The sequence below is a fragment of the Sphingobacterium sp. SGL-16 genome (assembly GCF_011043515.1).
GTDB classification, from domain to species: domain Bacteria; phylum Bacteroidota; class Bacteroidia; order Sphingobacteriales; family Sphingobacteriaceae; genus Sphingobacterium; species Sphingobacterium litopenaei.
Window position 1 is genome coordinate 14650 of sequence record NZ_JAAKGQ010000025.1, and the last position, 21625, is coordinate 36274.

The window sequence follows — 21625 nt, forward strand, 5'->3', positions numbered from 1 at the left end:
AATATTAAATATATCTAGAGAAAGCAAGCTATTAAAGCTTGCTTTCTTTTTTTACCCTACGTTTGGTCGTCGTAGGTTTATTTTGCTGTTTGAAATCATATTGTCTTTCTAAATACTTTATGATTTCTGCTGCAATATCTTTTTGCGTTGCTTTTTCAATACCTTCTAAACCAGGTGAAGAATTAACTTCCAAAATCAACGGTCCTCTTGAAGATTGAAGCATATCTACTCCTGCAACAGTTAATCCCATGGCTTTTGCCGCCGCTACTGCCGTTTCTTTTTCTTTGCGTGTTAATTTGATAATTTCAGCTGAGCCTCCACGGTGAAGATTCGAACGAAATTCTCCTTCTTTTGCGGTACGCTTCATAGCGCCTACGACTTTCCCATCTACTACAAAAGCTCTAATATCCGAACCTTTAGCTTCTTTGATGTATTCTTGAATCAAAATATTGTTTCCAAGACCATAAAAAGCTTCAATTACTGAAGATGCTGCTTTCTTTGTTTCTGCTAATACTACACCAATACCCTGCGTTCCTTCTAATAATTTGATAACGAGAGGCGCTCCTCCAACCATGTTGATCAAATCATCTACATCAGAAGCCATACGTGCAAAACCTGTAGTTGGTAATCCTAAACCTGCACCTGAAAGTATTTGCATACAACGCAACTTATCTCGAGAACGTGTGATGGCTTGACTTGGATTTGCCGAAATCACATCCATAACTTCGAATTGACGAACAATCGCTGACCCATAAAACGTCACGGATGATCCTATTCGAGGTATGATGGCATCGATATCGTTGATATCCTGTCCTTTGTAATGAATGCTAGGTTTTCCTTGTTGGATACCTACATAACATTTGCTGTGGTCCATGACAATACATTCATGCCCACGTGCTATTGCTGCTTCTACTAGACGACGTGTCGAATAGATGTTTTTATTGGTCGATAAGACTGCTATTTTCACAAAAAATGCGTGTTAAACTATGCTATAAACAAGAAACTATATAATTGGTTTTAATCCTATTAAAAGGAATTAGAGGCTAAGTTCTTTTTTGAAACATCCACAAGAAATTTCTTACTAATGAAATTTCTACCTAATAACATGGGGTAGGACATGGAAGAACGATCGCGGAGGGACAATTTGATATCATATAGCTGATCAAACATTCTGATTTTTGTTACAAAAATATGTCTCGTTTCTGTCTGTCCAAATGAACTTTTGACTACTCTCTCGCGATGTATCGGAAAGATAATGGTGAGGATTTCTTCGTCTTCTAAATGCGGTTTGATGTGACAGGTAATAAAACGCTGATCATTCTTTTCCGTGATTTCGAAATCCTCACAATGTAAAACTGAAGTGTCTGCTCCGGTATCAATCTTTGCTTCGATATTGTACATTCCCAATTCAGGAAGGTCAATAATCTCTGTGCGACCAATGATGAGCTTATCTTTCACAAATATTATTCGTAGATAAATGTGCCGTAAGGCGACTGAACTGTCACTTGTTTTTTGTCGCTCGCTTCTACACGACCAATAATCTGTGCAGGAATGCCAAACGATTCAGAAATAGCAATAATATCTTGCGCAATTTCTTCCGAAACGTATAATTCCATGCGGTGTCCCATATTGAATACTTTGTACATTTCTTGCCAATCTGTATTCGATTCTTTTTGAATTAATTCAAAAAGTGGAGGAATAGGGAATAAGTTATCTTTGATGACGTGTACATTATCCACAAAGTGAAGCACTTTAGTTTGTGCACCACCCGAACAGTGTACCATACCGTCAATTTGTGAACGGTATTTGTCTAAGATTTGTTTGATCACAGGCGCGTAGGTACGCGTAGGAGATAATACTAATTTACCTGCTGTTACTACTTCGCCAGTTTCTGTGGTGATTTTATCGGTCAATGCTTTACCACCAGCAAATACTAAATCGTAAGGAACTACTGGGTCGAAACTTTCAGGATATTTCTCTGCAATATATTTGCTAAATACGTCGTGACGAGCGGAAGTCAAACCATTAGAACCCATGCCGCCGTTGTATTCTTTTTCGTAAGTCGCTTTTCCGTATGATGCCAAACCAACGATTACATTGCCTGGTTTGATATTGTGGTTAGAAATTACATCTTCGCGTTTCATACGGCAAGTTACCGTACTATCTACGATGATTGTGCGTACCAGATCACCCACATCAGCAGTTTCACCACCTGTAGAGTAGATGCCTACTCCCATTTCTCGCAATTCAGCCAAAATTTCTTCTGTACCGTTGATGATTTCAGCGATTACTTCACCCGGAATATTGTTTTTGTTACGTCCAATTGTGGATGATAAAATGATATTATCAATTGCTCCGACACACAACAAATCATCTAAATTCATGATGATGGCATCTTGCGCAATACCTTTCCAAACGGAGATATCGCCAGTTTCTTTCCAATATACGTATGCTAAAGACGATTTAGTACCAGCACCATCTGCGTGCATAATGTTGCACCATTGTTCATCACCACCCAATATATCAGGGATGATTTTGCAGAAAGCTTTGGGGTATAAACCTTTGTCGATATTTTTTATGGCATTGTGTACATCCTCTTTCCCAGCGGATACACCTCTTTGGTTGTATTTTAAGTCTGACATCTTGCCACAAAAATAATCAAAGCATATGATTATAGCTAAAGTTTTTTACAAACACTATATCGCAGTTTTCCACGATTAAATTTTTATAATTTCCCAATGCTGCAAGAGTTTTTCAATTGAGAACTGTGCGTTGGCAGGGCTAGTACTCGGTAAGGTGATATAATTTAGGTTTTCTTGCTTTTTGAAATACTTCTCAAAAAGTTTTTGAGCTTTTTGCCCGTTAAAAATAACATTTGAAATAGCTGGCTTTTCAGCTAATAATTGAGGGATTGTATTTGGAATAACTTCCGAAATATCCGTGTCCATACTTCCGGGACGAATAGCCGAAGCGCATACATCCCAAAGAGCAATCTGCTGTTGATGAAGGAGCTTTATTCTCTCAGAATAATCAGATGTAAATTCTTGCTCAAAAAGTGCAAATAGCACTTTCCAAAATCTATTTTGAGGATGCGCATAATATTGGTCTTTCGCAATAGATAAATCTCCTGGCAAAGAGCCAAGAATAAGTATTCTAGGTTGATTTGGAATTATCGGAGCAAAAGATTGTTTGAGCATATTTCTATAAATTACAACAATCCCATTTTCTCTTCGGCTTCAAATACAGAATCAATTTGCCATTTCAACGGATCTTTGGAAGCAGCAACGGCTAATCTGTCGCAACGCTCATTTAAAGGATGGCCCGCATGTCCTTTTACCCAAACCAATTTCACATCGTGCAATTTGTAGGATTGCATTAATCGCATCCAAAGGTCTTTGTTTTTTTTGCCAGCAAATCCTTTTTGAATCCAACCATTGATCCATTTTTTATCAATAGCATCGATAAAATATTTGGAATCGGAATAGATTGTGACTTTTTGTTTTATATTTTTTAGTGCTTCCAAACCCACAATCACCGCCATCAATTCCATGCGGTTATTTGTTGTTTTGCGGTATCCTCCCGAAAATTCTTTCTCAATTAATTTGCCTTGAAAATCAGGATTCGATCCCGTATATATTGTACGTAAAATAGTGCCATATCCACCTGGACCAGGATTGCCACTTGAGGCGCCGTCTGTATATAATTCAATCATTATCTACAAAAATACGATTTTGCTTTTCATTATTCGGTTTACATATTTTAAATACTTATTTTTAAAGGGTAAACCTTTTAGCATTATGAAAAATAAACTTTTTGCAGTTTTGTACTGTATAATTGCGCTTCCAACTTTTGCCCAAAACACACTAACGAAGGAATCCCAGAAGATGGAATGGTTTGATGACGCGAAATTGGGCATTTTTATTCATTGGGGAATTTATGCGGTTAATGGCTTATCGGAGTCGTGGTCTTTTTTCAACAACTACACAAGTCATGAAAATTATCTTGAACAATTAAATGGTTTCACGGGAAAAAATTATAATCCGCAACAGTGGGTTAAACTGATTGAAGAGTCAGGAGCTAAATACACTGTAATTACGTCGAAACATCACGATGGAATAGCACTTTGGGATACCAAAGCGGAGAAAGGTTTATCTACAGCAAAAGATGCTGTCGCAAAAAAGGATGTGCTTACGCCTTTCATTCAGGCGGTGAAAAAATCGAATCTGAAAACAGGAATTTATTTTTCACTACCCGATTGGAGTCATCCTTATTATGATATCAAAACCAAAACTCAAAAGCGTTATGATTTAAAGCAAGAACCTCAACGATGGGGAAACTTTGTGGATTTTTATCAAACACAATTAACCGAAATTTCACAGCAATTTAAACCAGATTTATTGTGGTTTGATGGCGATTGGGAACATTCATCAGAAGAATGGAAAGCTGAAGAAAGTTTGAATTTATTACGAAAGTACAATCCAAATATTATCATCAATTCACGTTTAAATCATCATGGAGATTATGAAACACCTGAGCAAGGAATTCCTGTAGAAAGACCTAAAGGTAGATATTGGGAATTGTGCTATACCATGAATGACTCCTGGGGATATCAGCATTTTGACCACAATTATAAAACACCCAATATGATCGTGCGAACGCTGGTAGATTGTATATCCATGGGAGGCAATTTATTGTTAGATATTGGTCCTAAGGAAGATGGAACTATTCCCCACGAGCAAATAGAGATTTTAAAAGAATTAGGTCGCTGGACAAAGAAACATACAGAAGCGGTATATGGCACACGAGCTGGTATCGGTTCTGAGTATATTTTTGAGAAGAATGCTTTTTCTAAAGATGGTAAAACCTTATATATATACTTAGAAAATGTGAAAGAACAAATCGTTCTTTCTAGTTTGCAATCAAGACCTAAAAGTGTAAAAGTAGTTGGAAGTGGAGAGAAGTTGACTTTCGATTTTACACAACAAACTTTATTAGTGGGATTAGAGGATATTACTTTTGATCCGACAGTAACTGTATTAGCTGTTGAATTTGAAGAAAAGCCAACTTTTAATTTAAAACGAATAATCGTTCCTACAGATTTAAAATTTGTGCATACTATAGCGCATCCTTATGCGGGTATAAAAGAAATAGTAAGAAACACGAGTATTGGTGCTAATTTATTCAAAGGAAAATTGAATGATGATGCGAGTGAGATTGATAAAGACATACACTTTGCTTCGGAAACCGTCAATCAATGGGTGAAAAAACATGCTGAAGTATTGTATGATGCAAAAAAAGGTATTGATGGAAATCACTATAATGGTTATTCTGCGCTTTCTCCAGACAGACAGACCTTATATCTATTTGTGGAAGGAAAACCGACAGGACCAATTGCTTTGAAAGGTATTAAAAATGCAATATCAAGAATTCGTATTGTAGGAGAAGGCTCAATGATAGGGCACCAAATTTTCAACAAATTGTATTGGTCTGATCGACCAGGAATTATTTATATTGATATCCCCGAAAATCGACTGGATAAACATATGACTGTGATCGCTGTTTTATTAGACAAACCAATAGAATTGCACAAAGAAGAAGTAAAAGCTATAGAAAGTAATTTGTAAATAATAGAGTTCGGAATGTCTAATAAGGTATTCCGAATTTTCTTTTCAAAGGACGGAATATCATGGAGGTAAATACCACAATCAATAAACCTATGATACAACCTACAGCCACGGAACCAAAACGATAAATTGGTGCTTCTACCATGGAGGATTCGTGTGGTTGAACCATAATAATGAGTAAAGCGACCAAAGCTACTCGTGCCATATTTAATACATTGAAAAGTCGACATACTACGATAGTTATAAATACACCCAATAGTATAGAATAGACAGAAGGTTCGAGGAATAACAATAAAAGCATGGCGACAGCAGAACCTATAAAATTGGATTTAAACCGTTCTGTGGATAATCTTCGCGTATCTTTTTCCTCAGGTGAAATAACGAGGATAATGGAAAGTAAGGTCCAAAAGAGCTCAAAATCTGGAAACTCAATGTACAGCTTATAACCGATCAAAAATCCTATACAACATCTAATAATGTAGATAAGTAGGGGAGATGATACGATTCTTTTAAGCAGTTTGTCGAGCATTAAGGTTTGATTTGTACTGCAAAATTACGGAATCTATTTTGAGTAAAAAAGAAAACCTTCCATTCGGAAGGTTTTCTTTTATTTCGCGGTAATGGTTACTTTTCCCTCTTTACCTGGAGAACCAGAATAAATCTGTCCCTGAGGTACCCCACGCAGTCCGGGTGCAGAACGGCTGATTTGATCATAAATATTTCTCAAATCCGAAGAAGGCGTGACACGCAAACCTCCTGGTGTTACATCCGTGTGTAAATAATTATTAGCCTTTTTATTCTCAGTCTGAGGTGTAATACCCTGCGCATTATAAACGATATTGATATCTCCCGCATCTCCATTTGGATCGGTTTTAGTTCCATTGTTGGCGTCCTGCCCCCGAGCAACAACGTATAATGAACCTAACTTTTGGAAGTTAATATCAATATCAAAATTTGACGCATTATTTTGTCCTGCACGACCGCTGATAAATACTTTATCCCCAATCTCTGCATAACCCACTATTAGCTTTACATCTTTTTTGCCATAAAACTGCAAAGAAGATTTGTCTTTCATTATCAGTGTGTCTATATGGACCACAGCAGAAGAATCTCGATTGCGCTCAGCGAACACTTTCTTCTCTTTCTTATCCAATACTAATTTGGAAATTTTAACTTCATTGCTTTGCGCATTTACACTCCCAATTAAAATGAAAAGCGATAGCGCAAAGGTTAATATTCCTGTAATTTTCATAGTAACTCCTTTTAGTTTAACTTAAATACTCCACGATGAGTTTTGCGGTACGAGCTGAGGCTCCTGGCGTGCCTAATTTCTCCGCTAATACATCGTAATTTTCTAAGATACTTTCTCTATGCTCGGTTTCAACGATGATTTTTCCGATCTCATCTTTGATATCCGATGCTGTACAATCTTCCTGTATCAGTTCAATAACTGACAGATAATTGTTGATAAGGTTTACTAAGGAGATGAATTTAACTTTTATTAATTTTCGAGCAAGCCATACTGAAATAGGATTTGCTTTGTACACCACTACCTGGGGCACACGTAGTATCCCTGTTTCCAATGTCGCTGTTCCACTAGTTACAACAGCAGCTTCTGCATTCTTTAATAAATCATAAGTTTGATCAAAAACTACTGGAATTCCCAAATCGCCAATAAATTGCTGATAATACGCCTGATCAAAATTTGGTGCTCCAGCGATAACCAATTGATGTTTTGGAAATGAAAAACTAACATCTACCATTTCAGGTAAAATCTCCTCAATTTCCATTTTACGACTGCCTGGTAAAAGCGCAATAATTGGAGCATCGGTTAGATTGTTGTCCTGACGGAAATTTGGGTTAAATTCATAAGTAGAAATTGCATCAAGTAGGGGATTACCTACGTAATCCACTTTCATACCAAAACGCTTATAGAAATCTACTTCAAATGGAAGGATACAGAACATGTGGTCGACCACCTTTTTGATTTTGTGCACACGCCCTTGATTCCAAGCCCAGATTTTTGGAGAAATATAATAGCAAACTTTGATTCCTTGCTTCTTCGCGAACGAAGCAATTTTCATGTTGAAACCTGGAAAGTCAATTAAAATAACTGTGTCAGGTTGGTAAGCTAAAATATCTTCCTTTACAGCTTTGAGATTTTTAGAGATTGTACTCAGGTTTTTCAATACTTCGACAAATCCCATAAAAGCCATTTGTGAAGTATGAATCAAAGCTTGTTGATCAGCAGCTTCTTGCATTTTATTTCCGCCAACGATTTTAAATTCCGCTTGCGGATCTTCCACTTTCAATGCTTTGATCAAATTAGCACCATGTAAATCTCCCGATGTCTCTCCAGCTATAATGTAGTATTTCATGTAATTTCCTTTTGAAACCTTAAAGATAAGTAATCTTTTAGGATGGATGCGGTTTTGGATAGGATTCCATAATGTATCTCAAAAAAAATTACATAAAATCAAAAAAGCTCATTACTTGGAGATAATGAGCTTATATATTTATTAAAATATCGTCGATTTGAGTTTCTTTCCGTCATTTCGAACAAAACGAAGTGTAGAGAGAAATCTAATATCAGATTTCTCCTTACGTCGAAATGACGCTTTTCAAATAATGTTCTTCTACTTGAGAACAAAAAATCTAAATACCTAACTCTAATTGGAAAGTACCACCCCAACCATTTTTCTTGTGGCTATTAGAATACATACCATCTTTTACGGTATAATTTCCATTTAATTGGAATTTCAATCGGTGTGCTTTTAAGTATTTTGTTAAACCAATTTCTAATACTTCTGTCTGGTTTTCAAATTGCGAAATCTGCTCATGTGGTTTTAAATAAGTGTAACGTGCAGCGATTTCGTAACCTTTATTCAATAAGTAAGAAGTTTGTTGATTCACACCCCAACCTTTATAGGCGTAGGTTTCTTCTGCAGGATCTTCTTCTAGATAATTGATAGGATTATCTACATCGCGACGCATATATTCCACTTGATAGGCAAATCCTCGATATTTGAAAATCGCATCTGCAAAACTTGTTTTCAATGTAAAAGGATTCAAGACATATTTGCCCAATTGACCGCCTTCACGTATGGTTCGATCATTATAGCTGTAACCTCCCCCAATAGACAATTTTGGTTTTTCTTCTCTTTCCAAATCTCCTTCGGAATAATCTCCAGAGTTTTCAAATTGACCAAAAGGCAAAAATTCTACTCGACCAGTGTAGGCTAATCCGTCATCTGTACCATTTGCAGGTCTTCCTTCACCAGTGGAGATAGCAGCCTTCGCATTGAATGGCATATTGCCAATTTTCTTGCTCAAATTTAATGAAACACCAAAATCTCGATCCAGGGTAAAATTACTGTTCACTAAAGAGCGGTCGGCAAATTGTAATTGTCCCGAAGAATTGACGCGCTGTCTATTGCCTGGCAATTTATTTTGCCCTACTGAAATATATAAATCATCCGAAAAATTATAGAACATAACAGCGTCACGCACGATGTTGGGAATTCCAGAATCGTCTATATCCTGGTCTCCACGGCTAAAAGCTAATTGTACGGAGTAAGAAATCTTTTTAGTATAAATATATCCATCCATACGCATACGTAGGCGACGAATTCTCGCATCAAATTTACCGTTGTCTTCCCCATCAATTACATTATTAAAACCGACACGATTTTGCATACGAAAACGAAAGTTCGTATAGAATAAAGAGTCTTTTGAAGTATATTGAATTCCTTTGAAATTTAGAATAGTAGCTCGATCATCTCTTTCCTGCGCTTGAACAAACGTTGTAAAGCACGCAGCTATGGTAGCAGCAATTATTACAGTCTTTTTATAAATCATTCGGGTCATAAATTATTCTATTTTAGTTCAAACTATGTTGCAATCTATGGTTAGTTAAATGTTTATATAACATTAACTTAACACAAATATATACTTCGAATCTGGAAAAAAATGGGAAAATGAATAATCTAATTTAATGTTAATATATCCTTAACATTAAATTAACCTATCTATAGAAAAATAGTTCTATTGATTACAGAAAGAAGAAAAAACTGTGGAATGAGAAGAAGAATGGTATTATTTTAAATCTGATTCTGCTTCTCTAGCGTCAATTTGGTGTTGCTTGTAGTTTTCAATAGCGTTTTTACTGGCTTTTTGAGAAACATAAATAGCCAAAATTGCTATTACAGTAACTATGCTGATACCCCAAACATACTTGCGTTTGTCTTGCTTTACCAACCAATACATTAAAATAATATATGGAATAGCGAAAATAACGTAAAAAATAATGCTTGGACCTACCATGACTGTTTATTTAAATATTGGGTACAAAATTAGATTATTTCAAAGGATAAACAAAATCGATAAGTGTTATTGACGAAAGGATGAGAAATAAATTGTTTTTTAAACATTTCAACGTTATAGATGTCTTATTAAAAGATTGATTAAATACAGATTTAACCTGTAGTTTTTTTGAAAAAAAACTACAATTCTATTGCATAAAGAAAAAAATATTTTAATACTTTTGCGCTGTCAGATTTAAGAAATAAAACATATTATTCAATGTATTGTACAAGAGAAGATATTACCACTAAGAAACAAGCTTTTAATAAGCTTGTGCAGATGGTTATGGCTTCTTTCAATAGGTTGAATTGTCCAATTCTGCGATTTCGACGACCTATTCTGCCTCGAGCTTGATTTCGGAGGCAGGACACATTAGCTTCATCAAAATTCGTGTAGCTCTACGAGTTTTACAATCCTTAGTTATTTTATTATTTGCACGAGAGTGCGTTAATTATTAGGTCGACATCTTAAGATGACAATTTCAGATTTTTTAATTATTCCTGCTACAGCTGAACACGTGATTCATGCCGAGGCAATCTGTAACGAAATGTTTGAGTCCGCAAAAGCACGTGGAACGGGTATTGCGAGACGTAAACCAGAATATGTAGCCAAAAAGATGGAAGAGGGGAAAGCGGTTATCGCGTTACATAAGGATGGACGTTGGGCAGGCTTTTGCTATATCGAGACATGGTCACATGGTGACTATGTAGCGAACTCGGGACTTATCGTTAGTCCTGAATTCCGTAAAGTAGGTCTGGCTAAAGCTATTAAAAAGCGTGTTTTCGAACTTTCACACGAAAAATATCCAAAAGCTAAAATTTTCGGATTAACTACAGGTTTGGCTGTCATGAAAATCAACTCAGAGTTGGGCTATGAACCTGTTACCTATTCTGAATTGACACAGGATGAAGAGTTTTGGGCGGGTTGCAAAAGCTGTATCAACTACGATATTTTGGTAAGTAAGGACCGTAAAAACTGTATGTGTACGGCTATGCTTTGGGATCCTGCAGAAAAAGCGAAAGAGTTGGAAGAAAGATTACGTCGCAGAGCAGAAGCTAAGGAACGTTTGGAAAGAATATCCAAAAAACAATCGCTATTGAAACGTATTGAAGCAAAATTGTGGCGTTCTACCAAGAAAATTGTCGCTGCGGTATTACCTGAAAAGGTTTCTACAGCAAAAAATTATAATTAGTACATTTGTAATACATTAGAAATAAGGATACTTCCTGTAAAATATTTATATAAAGAATGAAAAAAGTAGTTTTAGCATTTAGTGGTGGTTTAGATACATCTTTTTGTTGTATTTATCTTTCTAAAGATTTAGGTTTAGAAGTACACTCAGTAGTAGTGAATACAGGTGGTTTTTCGGATGAAGAACTTAAAAATATCGAAGCTCGTGCTTACGAGTTGGGTGTGAAATCGCATACAACAATTGACGAAACTGAAAACTACTACCGCGAAACTATTAAATATTTGATTTTTGGTAATGTATTGAAAAATGCAACTTATCCATTGTCAGTATCAGCAGAACGTGTGTGTCAAGCAACAGCTATCGCAAATTATGTAAAGAAAATCGGCGCAGAATCCGTAGCACATGGTTCTACAGGTGCTGGTAACGATCAAGTTCGTTTTGATATGATTTTCAACACTTTGATTCCAGGTGTAGAAATTATTACGCCAATCCGTGATTTGAAATTATCTCGCGAGGCTGAAATCGAATACTTAGGTAAACACGGTTTTCCTTACAGCGCTGAAAAAGCGAAATATTCTATCAACAAAGGACTTTGGGGTACTTCAGTAGGTGGTGCTGAAACATTAACTTCAAACCAATACTTGCCAGAATCAGCATGGCCTACTCCAGCGACTTCTACAGAGCCTCAAACCATTACTATCGATTTCGAGAAAGGTGAGCCTGTAGCATTAAACGGTGAGAAAATTGGAGCTGTAAAAGTTATTCAACAATTACAAGATCTAGCACAGCCTTACGGCATTGGTCGTGATATTCACGTTGGTGATACTATTATCGGAATCAAAGGTCGTGTAGGTTTCGAAGCTGCTGGTCCGATGATTCTTGTGAAAGCACACCATACTTTAGAAAAACATACATTGACTAAATGGCAACTTTCGTGGAAAGATCAAATTGCTGCTTTCTATGGTAACTGGATGCACGAAGGTCAAATGCACGATCCCGTTATGCGTGATATCGAAGCTTTCTTGACTTCAGCACAAGAAACAGTAACAGGTCGTGTTATTGTTGAATTACACCCTTATCGTTTTGTGATTAACGGCATTGAGTCAGCACACGATTTGATGAATAATAAATTCGGTAGTTACGGTGAGATGAATGCGGGATACACAGGAGAGGATGTAAAAGGGTTCTCTAAAATATTCGGAAACCAAACTATCATTTGGCATAAAGTAAATAGCAAAGGCTAATGATTGTTCTTGGTACATTAGATAATTTAAATGATTTAGTGAACCTATTTGATCAATATAGAATCTTTTATAAGAAAGATTCTGATCTAGAAGGTGCTGAGAAATTTTTATCTGAACGTATCAAAAATCAAGAGTCTGTTATTTATATCTATTATGATAAAAATATTCCGGTAGGGTTTACACAACTCTACCCTAAATATTCTTCAGCACGAATGGTGCGAAACTGGATTTTGAATGATTTATTCGTGCTGAAAGAATATAGAAAAACTGGGATAGCCACTCAGTTGATTAATCAAGCTATTGAATTTGCAAAATCCAAGGATGCAAATTTTGTACAGTTAGAAACCCAAGTTGATAATTTCGTAGCACAAAAGCTCTATCAACATTTAAGTTTTGAATTGCAGGGACCTGATGAAGAATTCCTGCTTTATAAAAAGTTTATATAAACCTTAACTTTCAATATGAGCAAAATAAGAGTAGGAATAATCGGTTCAGCAGGATATACAGGTGGAGAATTATTACGGATTTTAATATTTCACCCTGAAGTAGAAATTGTATTTGCAAATTCTGCATCCAATGCTGGCAATAAATTATATGATGTACATAACGATTTATTCGGTGATACAGAATTGGAATTCTCTTCGGATTTTCATTCAAACATTGATGTGTTGTTTTTGTGTGTGGGACATGGTGATGCACGTAAGTTTTTGGATGCAAATCCTGTTGACCCTTCGGTGAAAATCATTGATTTATCGCAAGATTATAGATTGCGTGCAAATACCAGTTATCAAGGCAAAAACTTTGTTTATGGTTTGCCCGAATTAAATCGTGAAGCGATTAAATCTGCACAATATATTGCGAACCCTGGCTGTTTTGCTACGAATATTCAATTGGCATTATTGCCTTTGGCGTCGAAAGGTCTTTTGCCTTCGCAAATTCATATCAATGCAACGACAGGTTCGACAGGTGCTGGTCAAAAACCAACAGCAACGTCTCATTTCTCATGGCGTAACAACAACTTGTCAGCATACAAATCTTTCGAACACCAACATTTGCAAGAAATATCAGAGTCTTTGGATCAATTGCAAAATGAGTTTCTACCAGAATCGGATAAATCATTATTAGATAGAGCTGCGGAGAAAATCAACTTCGTGCCACAACGTGGAGATTTCACGCGTGGTATTTTCTCTGCAATTTACGTAGATTCGGATTTGACAGAAGATGAAGCTTATGATTTGTATAATTCATACTATGCTTCGCATCCTTTTACATCAGTTTCTAAAGCAAATATTGATTTGAAACAAGTTGTGAATACGAACAAATCTATTATCCATTTAGAAAAACATGGTAATAAGTTGTTGATACTAAATGCTACGGACAACTTATTAAAAGGAGCCTCCGGTCAAGCTGTTCAAAACATGAACTTAATGTTTGGTCTGGATGAACGTTCAGGACTTAATTTAAAATCCGTAGGATTTTAATCCATAAAAGATTTATATTTTTGTAAAGCCATCTTTTCCCGATGGCTTTATTTATTTCTATGGCATTCGATACATTTAATTTTTCTAAAGTAAATTTCAAGAACGAGATTTTAGCAGGTCTAACGGTTTCTATGACGATGATTCCAGAGTCTTTATCTTTTGCTATTCTAGCGGGATTAACGCCTTTGATGGGATTATACGCAGCATTTTTGATGGGGATAGTTACCGCTATTTTGGGTGGAAGACCAGGATTAGTTTCTGGAGGAGCAGGAGCCACTATTGTGGTGTTGATGGCTTTAATTGTATCGCATGGTGTAGAATATTTGTTTGCTGCTATCATTCTTGCTGGATTAATTCAGATTCTTGTTGGTGTATTTAAGTTAGGGAAATTCGTACGGTTGATACCACAGCCGGTGATGTATGGCTTCTTAAATGGTTTGGCTATCATTATTTTCATGGCGCAGGTAGAGCAGTTCAAAGTCATAGAAAAAGGTATGTCCACTTGGATGTCAGGCACAAGCCTTTATGTAATGGGAGGATTAACTTTAATCACTATATTGATTGTACTGGGATTTCCGAAACTGACCAAAGCTGTTCCTGCCTCTTTGGTAGCGATTATAGTTACAGCAACGTTGGTGTTCTTCACGGGGATTGATACTAAGAAAGTGCTAGATATTGCATCAGTTAGTGGATCATTACCTTCCTTTCACATTCCAATGGTTCCTTTGCATTGGGAAACACTTGAAGTTGTGTTTCCTTATGCCTTAATCATGGCTGGAGTAGGCTTGGTAGAATCCTTATTGACCTTAAGTATGGTTGATGAAATTACTAATACTAAAGGAAATTCTAATCGCGAGGCTATGGCACAGGGAACAGCGAATATTTTCAATGGATTTTTCGGTGGTATGGGAGGTTGTGCGATGGTAGCGCAGACTTTAGTTAATTTAGATGCTGGAGCACGTACTCGTATTGCTGCCGTAGTTGGAGCTTTAGGTATTCTTTTTGTGATATTGGTAGGAGGGCCAGTTATAGAACAGATCCCTATGGCTGCTCTAGTAGGGGTAATGATGATGGTATCCATCGGTACATTCCAATGGGCGTCACTTAAAGTAATTAAGAAAATGCCAAAGTCAGATGTAATTGTAGGCATTTTGGTAGCCGCTATTACTGTTTTACGTCATAATTTAGCGGAAGCTGTATTAGTAGGTGTAATTATTTCTGCTCTTGTATTTGCTTGGGACAATGCCAAAAGAATCCGTGCTCGTAAAAGTATTGATGCTTTAGGTAATAAAGTTTACGAAATATATGGTCCTTTATTTTTCGGTTCTACCAGTACTTTTATTGAGAAATTTAATGTGCAAGAAGATCCAGATGTCGTGATTGTCGATATGAAAGAATCAAGAGTCGTGGATATGTCTGCTATAGAAATCCTTAATAAACTTACCGAAAAGTATGCTAAGGTCAATAAAAAAATTGTCCTAAGACATTTAAGTAAGGATAGTATTCGTCTTTTGGAAAATGCAAAAGGAGTTATAGAAGTAAATATCGAAGAAGATCCTACGTATAAGGTAATGCCTTAGAGAATTAAAAATGCATTTCTAAGCTTTTAATTTTTAGTTTCACTACTCTCTACTTAGATTAATATACTTTTGGAGCTTCTAATAAATCAGTGACATAACCCAATATCTCTATTTCGCTATCACCATCTTCTAACATAGAAAATGTAAGATATGCTGCATAGATTTCGGCACTGAAAACAATATGCTTGTCACTGATGATATCATCAACCACATGTTCGTATACATGAATGCCTATGTGTGTCAGTTCGTTGTGTAAATTCGTTGAAATGGTATTGTGGCTTTCCCCAGAAGCAAATCCTACAATGATGTGCAGAATAAGTTTGTCATAGATTTTTGGATCTTCAAAATGTTGAAGATATTCCTCGTAATTAAAACGTTGCTTAGCACTATTGACAATTTTGTCCCAGATTAGGAATTCTGTTTTTGTTTGCATAGTATAAACGTGTTTATAAGTGGTTACATAAATATAGACAAAAGATTTTAAAGTTTTCAAAATCTTTATTTTTAGCTAGCTGTTTCCCAATATGATAAACACGGGTTTCCAGAAAGTTAGCTGAAGAATTTTTGTATTTTAGAAATCTAAAAGAGATTATATGAAAATCAACTTAATAGGTAAAAAAGCGTTAGTAGGAGGCAGTACATCAGGAATTGGTAAAGCCATAGCACAACAATTAGCAGCATGTGGAGCTAGCGTGACTTTGGTAGCGCGCAATGAAGATAAGCTTCAAGCTGTACTTGCTAGTTTAGATATTGCGAAAAGTCAATCACATCAATATATTGTAACAGATTATTTGGATTTCGAAGAATATAAGGCTACCATCTCGGAATATTTTACATCGAATTCCGTAGATATATTGGTGAATAATACCCAAGGACCAAGTCCTGGAACAGTTACACAAAAGTCAGAGGAAGATTATCTGCAAGCTTTTAATTTACTTTTCCAAAATGCAGTTTTAACCACCAATCTGGCGTTGGAAAAGATGAAGGAAAATAGTTTTGGAAGAGTTATTAATGTGTCATCCATGACTGTAAAAGAGCCACAGGATACGTTGGTGTTATCCAATACGATGCGTACCGCATTAGTTTCTTGGTCGAAGTCACTTTCAAATTCCGTTGCTAAAGATAATATTACTGTTAATTCTGTTATGACAGGCTATTTTGAAACAGAACGATTAACCAGCTTGATGGAAAACCAAGCTAAAAATGAAGAGGTGAGCTTTGATGAAATTAGAACAAAACGCATTCAATCAGTCCCTGTTCAAAGATTAGGGGATCCAAAAGAGTATGGTTATCTAGTAGCTTTCCTTGCTTCGGAATATGCCTCTTACTTGAGTGGAGCTTCGATTCCTTTGGATGGTGGAATTGCGAAGACAATATTTTAAAAACATTAAAAAGGCTTCCAAATTTTGGAAGCCTTTTGCTTAGTTGTTGTAACCAGGATTTTGTTGTTCTTTTATTACTGAGTTAGCATTTATTTCTGCTAATGGAATAGGAAGAATTGTTTTGAAGAACGATCTATTAATAGTTGCTTCTCTATGGATAGTAGTTATACTTCCTAAAGCATCATCAAACGTAATCGATTTATTCCATCGCATCATATCAAAGAATCTATGACCTTCACCAATCAATTCTTTACTTCTTTCGTCTGCGATCATATCCAAATTTATTGTTGCGTCTGTTGCAGCAGCTAAATTTGGTGATCTCTTACGAATCTGATTTAAGTAATTTGTTGCTTTAGTAAGATCAGGTGATGATTTTCTAAACGCAGCTTCTGCAGCAATTAAATATACTTCAGAAAGACGAATTACTTTGATGTTCACAGCTGTTGTATTTCCTTTACCATCGCCTTTTCCAGTTGTCGCCGAGACATCAGTACTTCCTGAATATTTATATAAAGATCCGAAACGTGTATTGGATGTTTCATCGTAAGACATGATTCCTTTTCTTACATCATTAGGGTCTTGATTTAACAAATTAATAAAGTTTGTACTTGCTGTGAAGTAACCCAATGCAATTGTTGTATTAGGATGTCCTCTACGTCTATAGTATGCTCCTAAGGAACTGTTACCTAAGTCACCTTCACTTGGTAGGATTGCAAGTTCAAATATAGATTCTGAACCAAATTGTATTCCCCAAGAATCCACCCAATTAGCATTAGAGTATAGAGAGTAAACATTTGATGCAATCACTTCTTCTGCTGCAGAAAGTGCATTGTTAAAGTCTTCTTGATACAAGTAGACGCGTGCTTGAAGTGCCTTGTTTGCATAGTAGTTGATAAAGCCATTGGATTTTGCTTTTGGCAATAACGTTTCTGAATCCTTTAGATCTTTTAGAATCTGTTGGTAAGTTTGCTCTACTGTATTACGGCCAGGCTTAGCAGAATATTCTAGGGAATTTATTGTAACAGGAACACCTAAAGCTGCTTTATTTTCATTATAAGGTTCTCCATATAAACGAACCAAGTCAAAATAAATCATTGCTCGTGCAGTTAAAGCTTGACCGATATACGTGTCAAAGTTTTCTGTTGAACCATTTGCTTTGATTTTTTCGATTTGCTCTAATAAATTGTTGATTTGAGCAATACAATAATATCCTTGTGTCCAGATGGATGAATAATTGTTGGTATTCGTGCTGTGGTTGAATACATATAAATAATCATAACCTCTACCTTGGGATACAATGGTGAAGTCGCCACCTTTAACATCGCCGTAAAGTTGCAAATTACGACCTAAATAACTTCCGCTGGCTAAATTACTCATAAGACCGCGGATTATAACTAATGCATCTGCACCTGTCGTAATAGAGGTTGTCGCATCCGCGGCGTGTGTTGGTTTTACGTCAAGAAAATCGCTACATGAAGTAGAGACCGCAGTAGCTGCTAATAAATATGACGCTAATATAATTTTTTTCATGATACTCGAATCTTAAATATTAAAAACTAAAATCAATACCAAAAGTGTAAATCTTAGAAAGTGGAGTTTCCCAACCTCTAGTACTGTATTGGTTTACTTCTGGATCTGCATTCTTGAATTTACTAAACGTAAGCAAGTTTGTTCCGTTAAAGTAGATTCTAGCGTTACTAACCTTAGCTGATTTTAATAAAGACGTAGGGATATTATATGCTAACGAAATATTCTTTAAACGAAGGAAGCTCGCATCATATAGGTGTCTACTACTTCTTTGGTTAACGTCTTCCAAGTCACGTCCAGATACCATTGGTAATGGTCTTGTTGGATTATCTGGAGTCCATGTTTCGTCTGCAAAGATTTGAGAGTGTATACGTTCCCAGTAATATCCATCATCCGCTACATCTTTGTTTGCAGAATCGTACAATTTACCGCCGATTTTATAATTAAAGTTTAAGCCCAATGATAAGTTTTTGTAATCTAAAGTTGAGTTAATACCTCCATAAAATTTAGGAATACCACTACCAATGATTACGCGATTTGCTTTTGTGTAGGTGTATGTTGCACCTTTTCCATTGAATAAGAAATCTCCATCAGGATTATTTTCATCATTAACATACCACACATTTTTACCGTTAGTTTGATCTGTACCAGCCCATTCTAAACCATAGAATGACAAATAAGATTCCCCTTCTTGGTAGATGTACGTTGCTCTGCCGTCGCCTCCTGTTGGGTCAGACCAAACGATAGGCTCTGGGCTATTTAATTTCACAACTTTTGAATTTGTACTAGCTGCATTAATATTAATTGTCCAATTCCAGTCTTGTGATTTGATGATATCTGAACCTAATGAAATTTCAACTCCTTTATTGTTGATTTCACCGATGTTCTGAACCGTAGAACTAAATCCAGTAACCGTAGATTGTGGAACATTTTGGATTAGATCTTTTGAATCTCTGTTGAAGTATTCTAAAGTACCAAATAACTTATTGCTGAATAGCCCAAACTCTAATGCTACAGTAGTATTGTAATTCGTTTCCCAAGTCAGATTTGGATTTGGTGAATTCGCTAAACTACCACCTGCATTTTCCATATACTTACTTCCGTAAGTAATTAATGGTCGCCAAGCATTATTATCTGAAGGTAGGGTACCATTAATACCATAAGAAGCTCTTAAACGAAGTGCATTAATTTCAGGAATATTAGAGATGAAATTTTCTTTGGCTAAATTCCAAGCACCGCCAACAGACCAAAAATTACCCCATCTCACATCTGGTCCCAGCTTAGATGAACCATCTCTTCTGTATGATGCAGAAAGGAAGTATTTTTCATCAAAATTATATTCAGCACGTGATAATGCCGACATAATTGTATTTCCCCAACTGTAAGCTTGCGATTCTAACTTACCCGCTGTCGCTACAGTGTGTAACGTAGAGTTTGGTAAATCACGACCTGTAGCACGTACAAAATCTGTATTATTTTTTTCTGCCTCAAAACCTACTAATAAACCAAAATTATGCTGACCGTTGAAAGTCTTGTTATAATTCGCTGTAGTAGAAGAAACTAGTTTTTGAAAATTAGTGACCATATCATGTACTATACCTTTGTCAGATTGACCTGTATAATGGTTTGCACTATAATATAGATGGTCTTTAGAATTCGTCTCATCAAAAGAGAAAATAGTCTTCACTGATAATTCAGGAAGAACTTTCAACAACAATGATGGAGTTGCAGATATTCTGCGTGTACCACTTAAGTTTTCCCACTCGTTGTTATAATAAGGTACGTTCTGTGCAAAACTTGTATATCTTGCTGTCCACGTATTACCGGTCTTATAGTCCGTTGGCCAATATAAAGGCCATAATAAGTTACTTGCTTGGTACAAATAGTTCGTACTGGTATTTCTAGTATCGTTGACACCTGATAAATCAGTTTTTGCTAAGGATACATTCGCACCAAATTCAAGTAATGATCCAATTTTTTGTGTTAAGTTAACACGGCCATTGAATCTGTCGTAATCATTTAACACTGATCTACCTTTATCGGAAGTATAACCTAGTGATGAAAAATAGTTAGTGGTTTCTGTTGCTCCACTTATTGAAAGGTCATTCACATTGTATTTTCCTGTCCGGAATAATACATCATTCCAATCAAAATATTTACCATCTCTATTCTCCACACCATCCGTTTTGCCTTTAATAGATACATTTTCGAACATGGAGGTACCGTTTGTTGAAAATTCGTAGCCATGTATACCAAAACCGTATGAGGTTACAGGATTTCCATAAGAAGCACCTGGAGTCCAGTTTCTCGAATTAAGACGCATTAAAGTCTGTTCGTTGGCTTGTTCTGGCGTACGTCCTGCTGCGATACGAGAATCGTAAAGAAGACTGTATAGTATATTAACTTGTTCCTGAACGCTCGCTGGCTTATAATTATCCGTTGCCCAAGTAGGACTTAACGCTAATGAACTTTTAAAGTTAATTTTAGCAGCACCTGTTTTACCTTTTTTGGTAGTAATAATCACAACACCATTAGCTGCACGAGAACCATATAATGAAGATGCGGCTGCATCTTTTAATACAGTGATGGATTCAATGTCATTCGGATTCAAGGTGCTCATGACGTTATTCGTATTATACGTATAACCAGACATTTGAGATACTTGTCCAGAAACAACAGGTACACCATCAATCACGTATAATGGTTCATTCGAAGCATTCATAGATCCAATACCACGAATACGAATCGATGAAGTAGACCCTGCTTGACCAGAGGTTGATGTTACACTCATACCAGCTACTTTACCACGTAAAGCATCTTCAAATGAAGTCGTCGGTACATCTTTGATTTCATCTGCAAGAACCGTACTTGCTGATCCTGTAAAAGTACTTTTCTTAGCTGTACCGTAAGCTACAACGATCACCTCGTCTAACTCCTTATCAGAAGATATCAGGGAAACGTTAATCGTTTTGCGACCTGCAACATTGATTTCCTGAGATACGTAACCTACGGAAGAGATAAATAATGTTGCATTTTGATCTGCATTTAAAGAAAAAAGACCATTAGCATTAGAAGTAACGGCAACATTAGTGCCTTTGATACTAATTGTGACGCCTGATAATGGAGTACCATTTTGGTCTGTGATTTTTCCCGCTATAGGGATTTGTTGTGCATTCACGACTTGTAAACCACAAGCCATTACGCACAGGGATGTGAGTAGATGTTTATTCATA

At 36.2% G+C, this 21625-nt stretch carries 20 protein-coding genes; 7 read left to right on the forward strand and 13 right to left on the reverse strand.

Annotation, left to right across the window (positions count from 1 at the left end):
• Positions 1-31: 31 nt before the first annotated feature.
• The 5 genes from rimK to rnhA all read right to left on the reverse strand — a co-directional run bounded on the left by rimK (position 32) and on the right by rnhA (position 3712).
• Positions 32-967, reverse strand: coding sequence for a 30S ribosomal protein S6--L-glutamate ligase (rimK, locus tag G5B32_RS09805; RefSeq protein WP_165291364.1), 936 nt, complete (start codon positions 965-967; stop codon positions 32-34).
• Positions 968-1026: 59 nt separating this feature from the next.
• On the reverse strand, positions 1027-1458 hold the full coding sequence (locus tag G5B32_RS09810; RefSeq protein ID WP_317166105.1) for an ATP-dependent zinc protease: 432 nt from the start codon (positions 1456-1458) through the stop codon (positions 1027-1029).
• A 5-nt stretch (positions 1459-1463) separates the two neighbouring features.
• Positions 1464-2642 carry an AIR synthase related protein gene (locus G5B32_RS09815; protein ID WP_165291365.1) on the reverse strand — a complete coding sequence of 393 codons (1179 nt, stop codon included), beginning with the start codon at positions 2640-2642 and terminating at the stop codon, positions 1464-1466.
• Between the two features lie 75 nt (positions 2643-2717).
• Positions 2718-3197 (reverse strand): DNA-deoxyinosine glycosylase, encoded by a 480-nt coding sequence (locus G5B32_RS09820; RefSeq protein ID WP_165291366.1) that lies wholly within the window; start codon positions 3195-3197, stop codon positions 2718-2720.
• Positions 3198-3208: 11 nt separating this feature from the next.
• Positions 3209-3712, reverse strand: a complete 504-nt coding sequence (rnhA, locus tag G5B32_RS09825) for a ribonuclease HI (protein WP_165291367.1) — start codon at positions 3710-3712, stop codon at positions 3209-3211.
• Between the two features lie 85 nt (positions 3713-3797).
• On the opposite strand from rnhA, the gene G5B32_RS09830 reads away from it, so the two are divergent.
• The gene (locus G5B32_RS09830; protein ID WP_165291368.1) at positions 3798-5624 is read left to right on the forward strand and encodes an alpha-L-fucosidase; all 1827 of its coding nucleotides are present in this window, start codon (positions 3798-3800) and stop codon (positions 5622-5624) included.
• 19 nt (positions 5625-5643) lie between these two features.
• Here the strand turns inward: G5B32_RS09830 and G5B32_RS09835 are convergent, their stop codons facing one another.
• From G5B32_RS09835 to G5B32_RS09855, 5 genes are all read right to left on the reverse strand, one after another.
• Positions 5644-6153 (reverse strand): FUSC family protein, encoded by a 510-nt coding sequence (locus G5B32_RS09835; protein ID WP_165291369.1) that lies wholly within the window; start codon positions 6151-6153, stop codon positions 5644-5646.
• A gap of 78 nt (positions 6154-6231) precedes the next feature.
• Positions 6232-6876 (reverse strand): uL13 family ribosomal protein, encoded by a 645-nt coding sequence (locus tag G5B32_RS09840; RefSeq protein ID WP_165291370.1) that lies wholly within the window; start codon positions 6874-6876, stop codon positions 6232-6234.
• A gap of 16 nt (positions 6877-6892) precedes the next feature.
• Positions 6893-8002: a lipid-A-disaccharide synthase gene (lpxB, locus tag G5B32_RS09845; RefSeq protein WP_165291371.1), complete on the reverse strand. Its 1110-nt coding sequence runs from the start codon at positions 8000-8002 to the stop codon at positions 6893-6895.
• Positions 8003-8279: 277 nt separating this feature from the next.
• A complete protein-coding gene (locus G5B32_RS09850; RefSeq protein WP_165291395.1) occupies positions 8280-9482 on the reverse strand; it encodes a porin in 1203 nt (400 codons plus the stop codon).
• 237 nt (positions 9483-9719) lie between these two features.
• Positions 9720-9947: a hypothetical protein gene (locus G5B32_RS09855; RefSeq protein ID WP_165291372.1), complete on the reverse strand. Its 228-nt coding sequence runs from the start codon at positions 9945-9947 to the stop codon at positions 9720-9722.
• 511 nt (positions 9948-10458) lie between these two features.
• On the opposite strand from G5B32_RS09855, the gene G5B32_RS09860 reads away from it, so the two are divergent.
• The 5 genes from G5B32_RS09860 to G5B32_RS09880 are packed head-to-tail and all read left to right on the forward strand — an operon-like array spanning position 10459 to position 15483.
• Positions 10459-11178 carry a GNAT family N-acetyltransferase gene (locus tag G5B32_RS09860; protein WP_165291373.1) on the forward strand — a complete coding sequence of 240 codons (720 nt, stop codon included), beginning with the start codon at positions 10459-10461 and terminating at the stop codon, positions 11176-11178.
• A 56-nt stretch (positions 11179-11234) separates the two neighbouring features.
• The gene (gene argG / locus G5B32_RS09865; protein WP_165291374.1) at positions 11235-12422 is read left to right on the forward strand and encodes an argininosuccinate synthase; all 1188 of its coding nucleotides are present in this window, start codon (positions 11235-11237) and stop codon (positions 12420-12422) included.
• The gene (locus G5B32_RS09870; RefSeq protein WP_165291375.1) at positions 12422-12868 is read left to right on the forward strand and encodes a GNAT family N-acetyltransferase; all 447 of its coding nucleotides are present in this window, start codon (positions 12422-12424) and stop codon (positions 12866-12868) included. Before argG ends, G5B32_RS09870 begins: the two co-directional genes overlap by 1 nt.
• A 15-nt stretch (positions 12869-12883) precedes the next feature.
• Positions 12884-13903: an N-acetyl-gamma-glutamyl-phosphate reductase gene (gene argC / locus G5B32_RS09875; protein ID WP_165291376.1), complete on the forward strand. Its 1020-nt coding sequence runs from the start codon at positions 12884-12886 to the stop codon at positions 13901-13903.
• A gap of 41 nt (positions 13904-13944) precedes the next feature.
• Positions 13945-15483, forward strand: a complete 1539-nt coding sequence (locus G5B32_RS09880; RefSeq protein ID WP_240899044.1) for a SulP family inorganic anion transporter — start codon at positions 13945-13947, stop codon at positions 15481-15483.
• A gap of 58 nt (positions 15484-15541) precedes the next feature.
• Here G5B32_RS09880 and G5B32_RS09885 read toward each other — a convergent pair whose 3' ends face one another.
• Positions 15542-15916: a hypothetical protein gene (locus tag G5B32_RS09885; protein WP_165291377.1), complete on the reverse strand. Its 375-nt coding sequence runs from the start codon at positions 15914-15916 to the stop codon at positions 15542-15544.
• A 160-nt stretch (positions 15917-16076) separates the two neighbouring features.
• On the opposite strand from G5B32_RS09885, the gene G5B32_RS09890 reads away from it, so the two are divergent.
• Entirely contained in the window at positions 16077-16865 is a 789-nt protein-coding gene (locus tag G5B32_RS09890; RefSeq protein ID WP_165291378.1) for an SDR family oxidoreductase, read from the forward strand.
• A gap of 39 nt (positions 16866-16904) precedes the next feature.
• Here G5B32_RS09890 and G5B32_RS09895 read toward each other — a convergent pair whose 3' ends face one another.
• Both G5B32_RS09895 and G5B32_RS09900 read right to left on the reverse strand, forming a co-directional pair.
• Entirely contained in the window at positions 16905-18395 is a 1491-nt protein-coding gene (locus G5B32_RS09895) for a RagB/SusD family nutrient uptake outer membrane protein (RefSeq protein WP_165291379.1), read from the reverse strand.
• Between the two features lie 19 nt (positions 18396-18414).
• Entirely contained in the window at positions 18415-21624 is a 3210-nt protein-coding gene (locus tag G5B32_RS09900) for a SusC/RagA family TonB-linked outer membrane protein (protein WP_165291380.1), read from the reverse strand.
• Position 21625 lies beyond the last annotated feature (1 nt).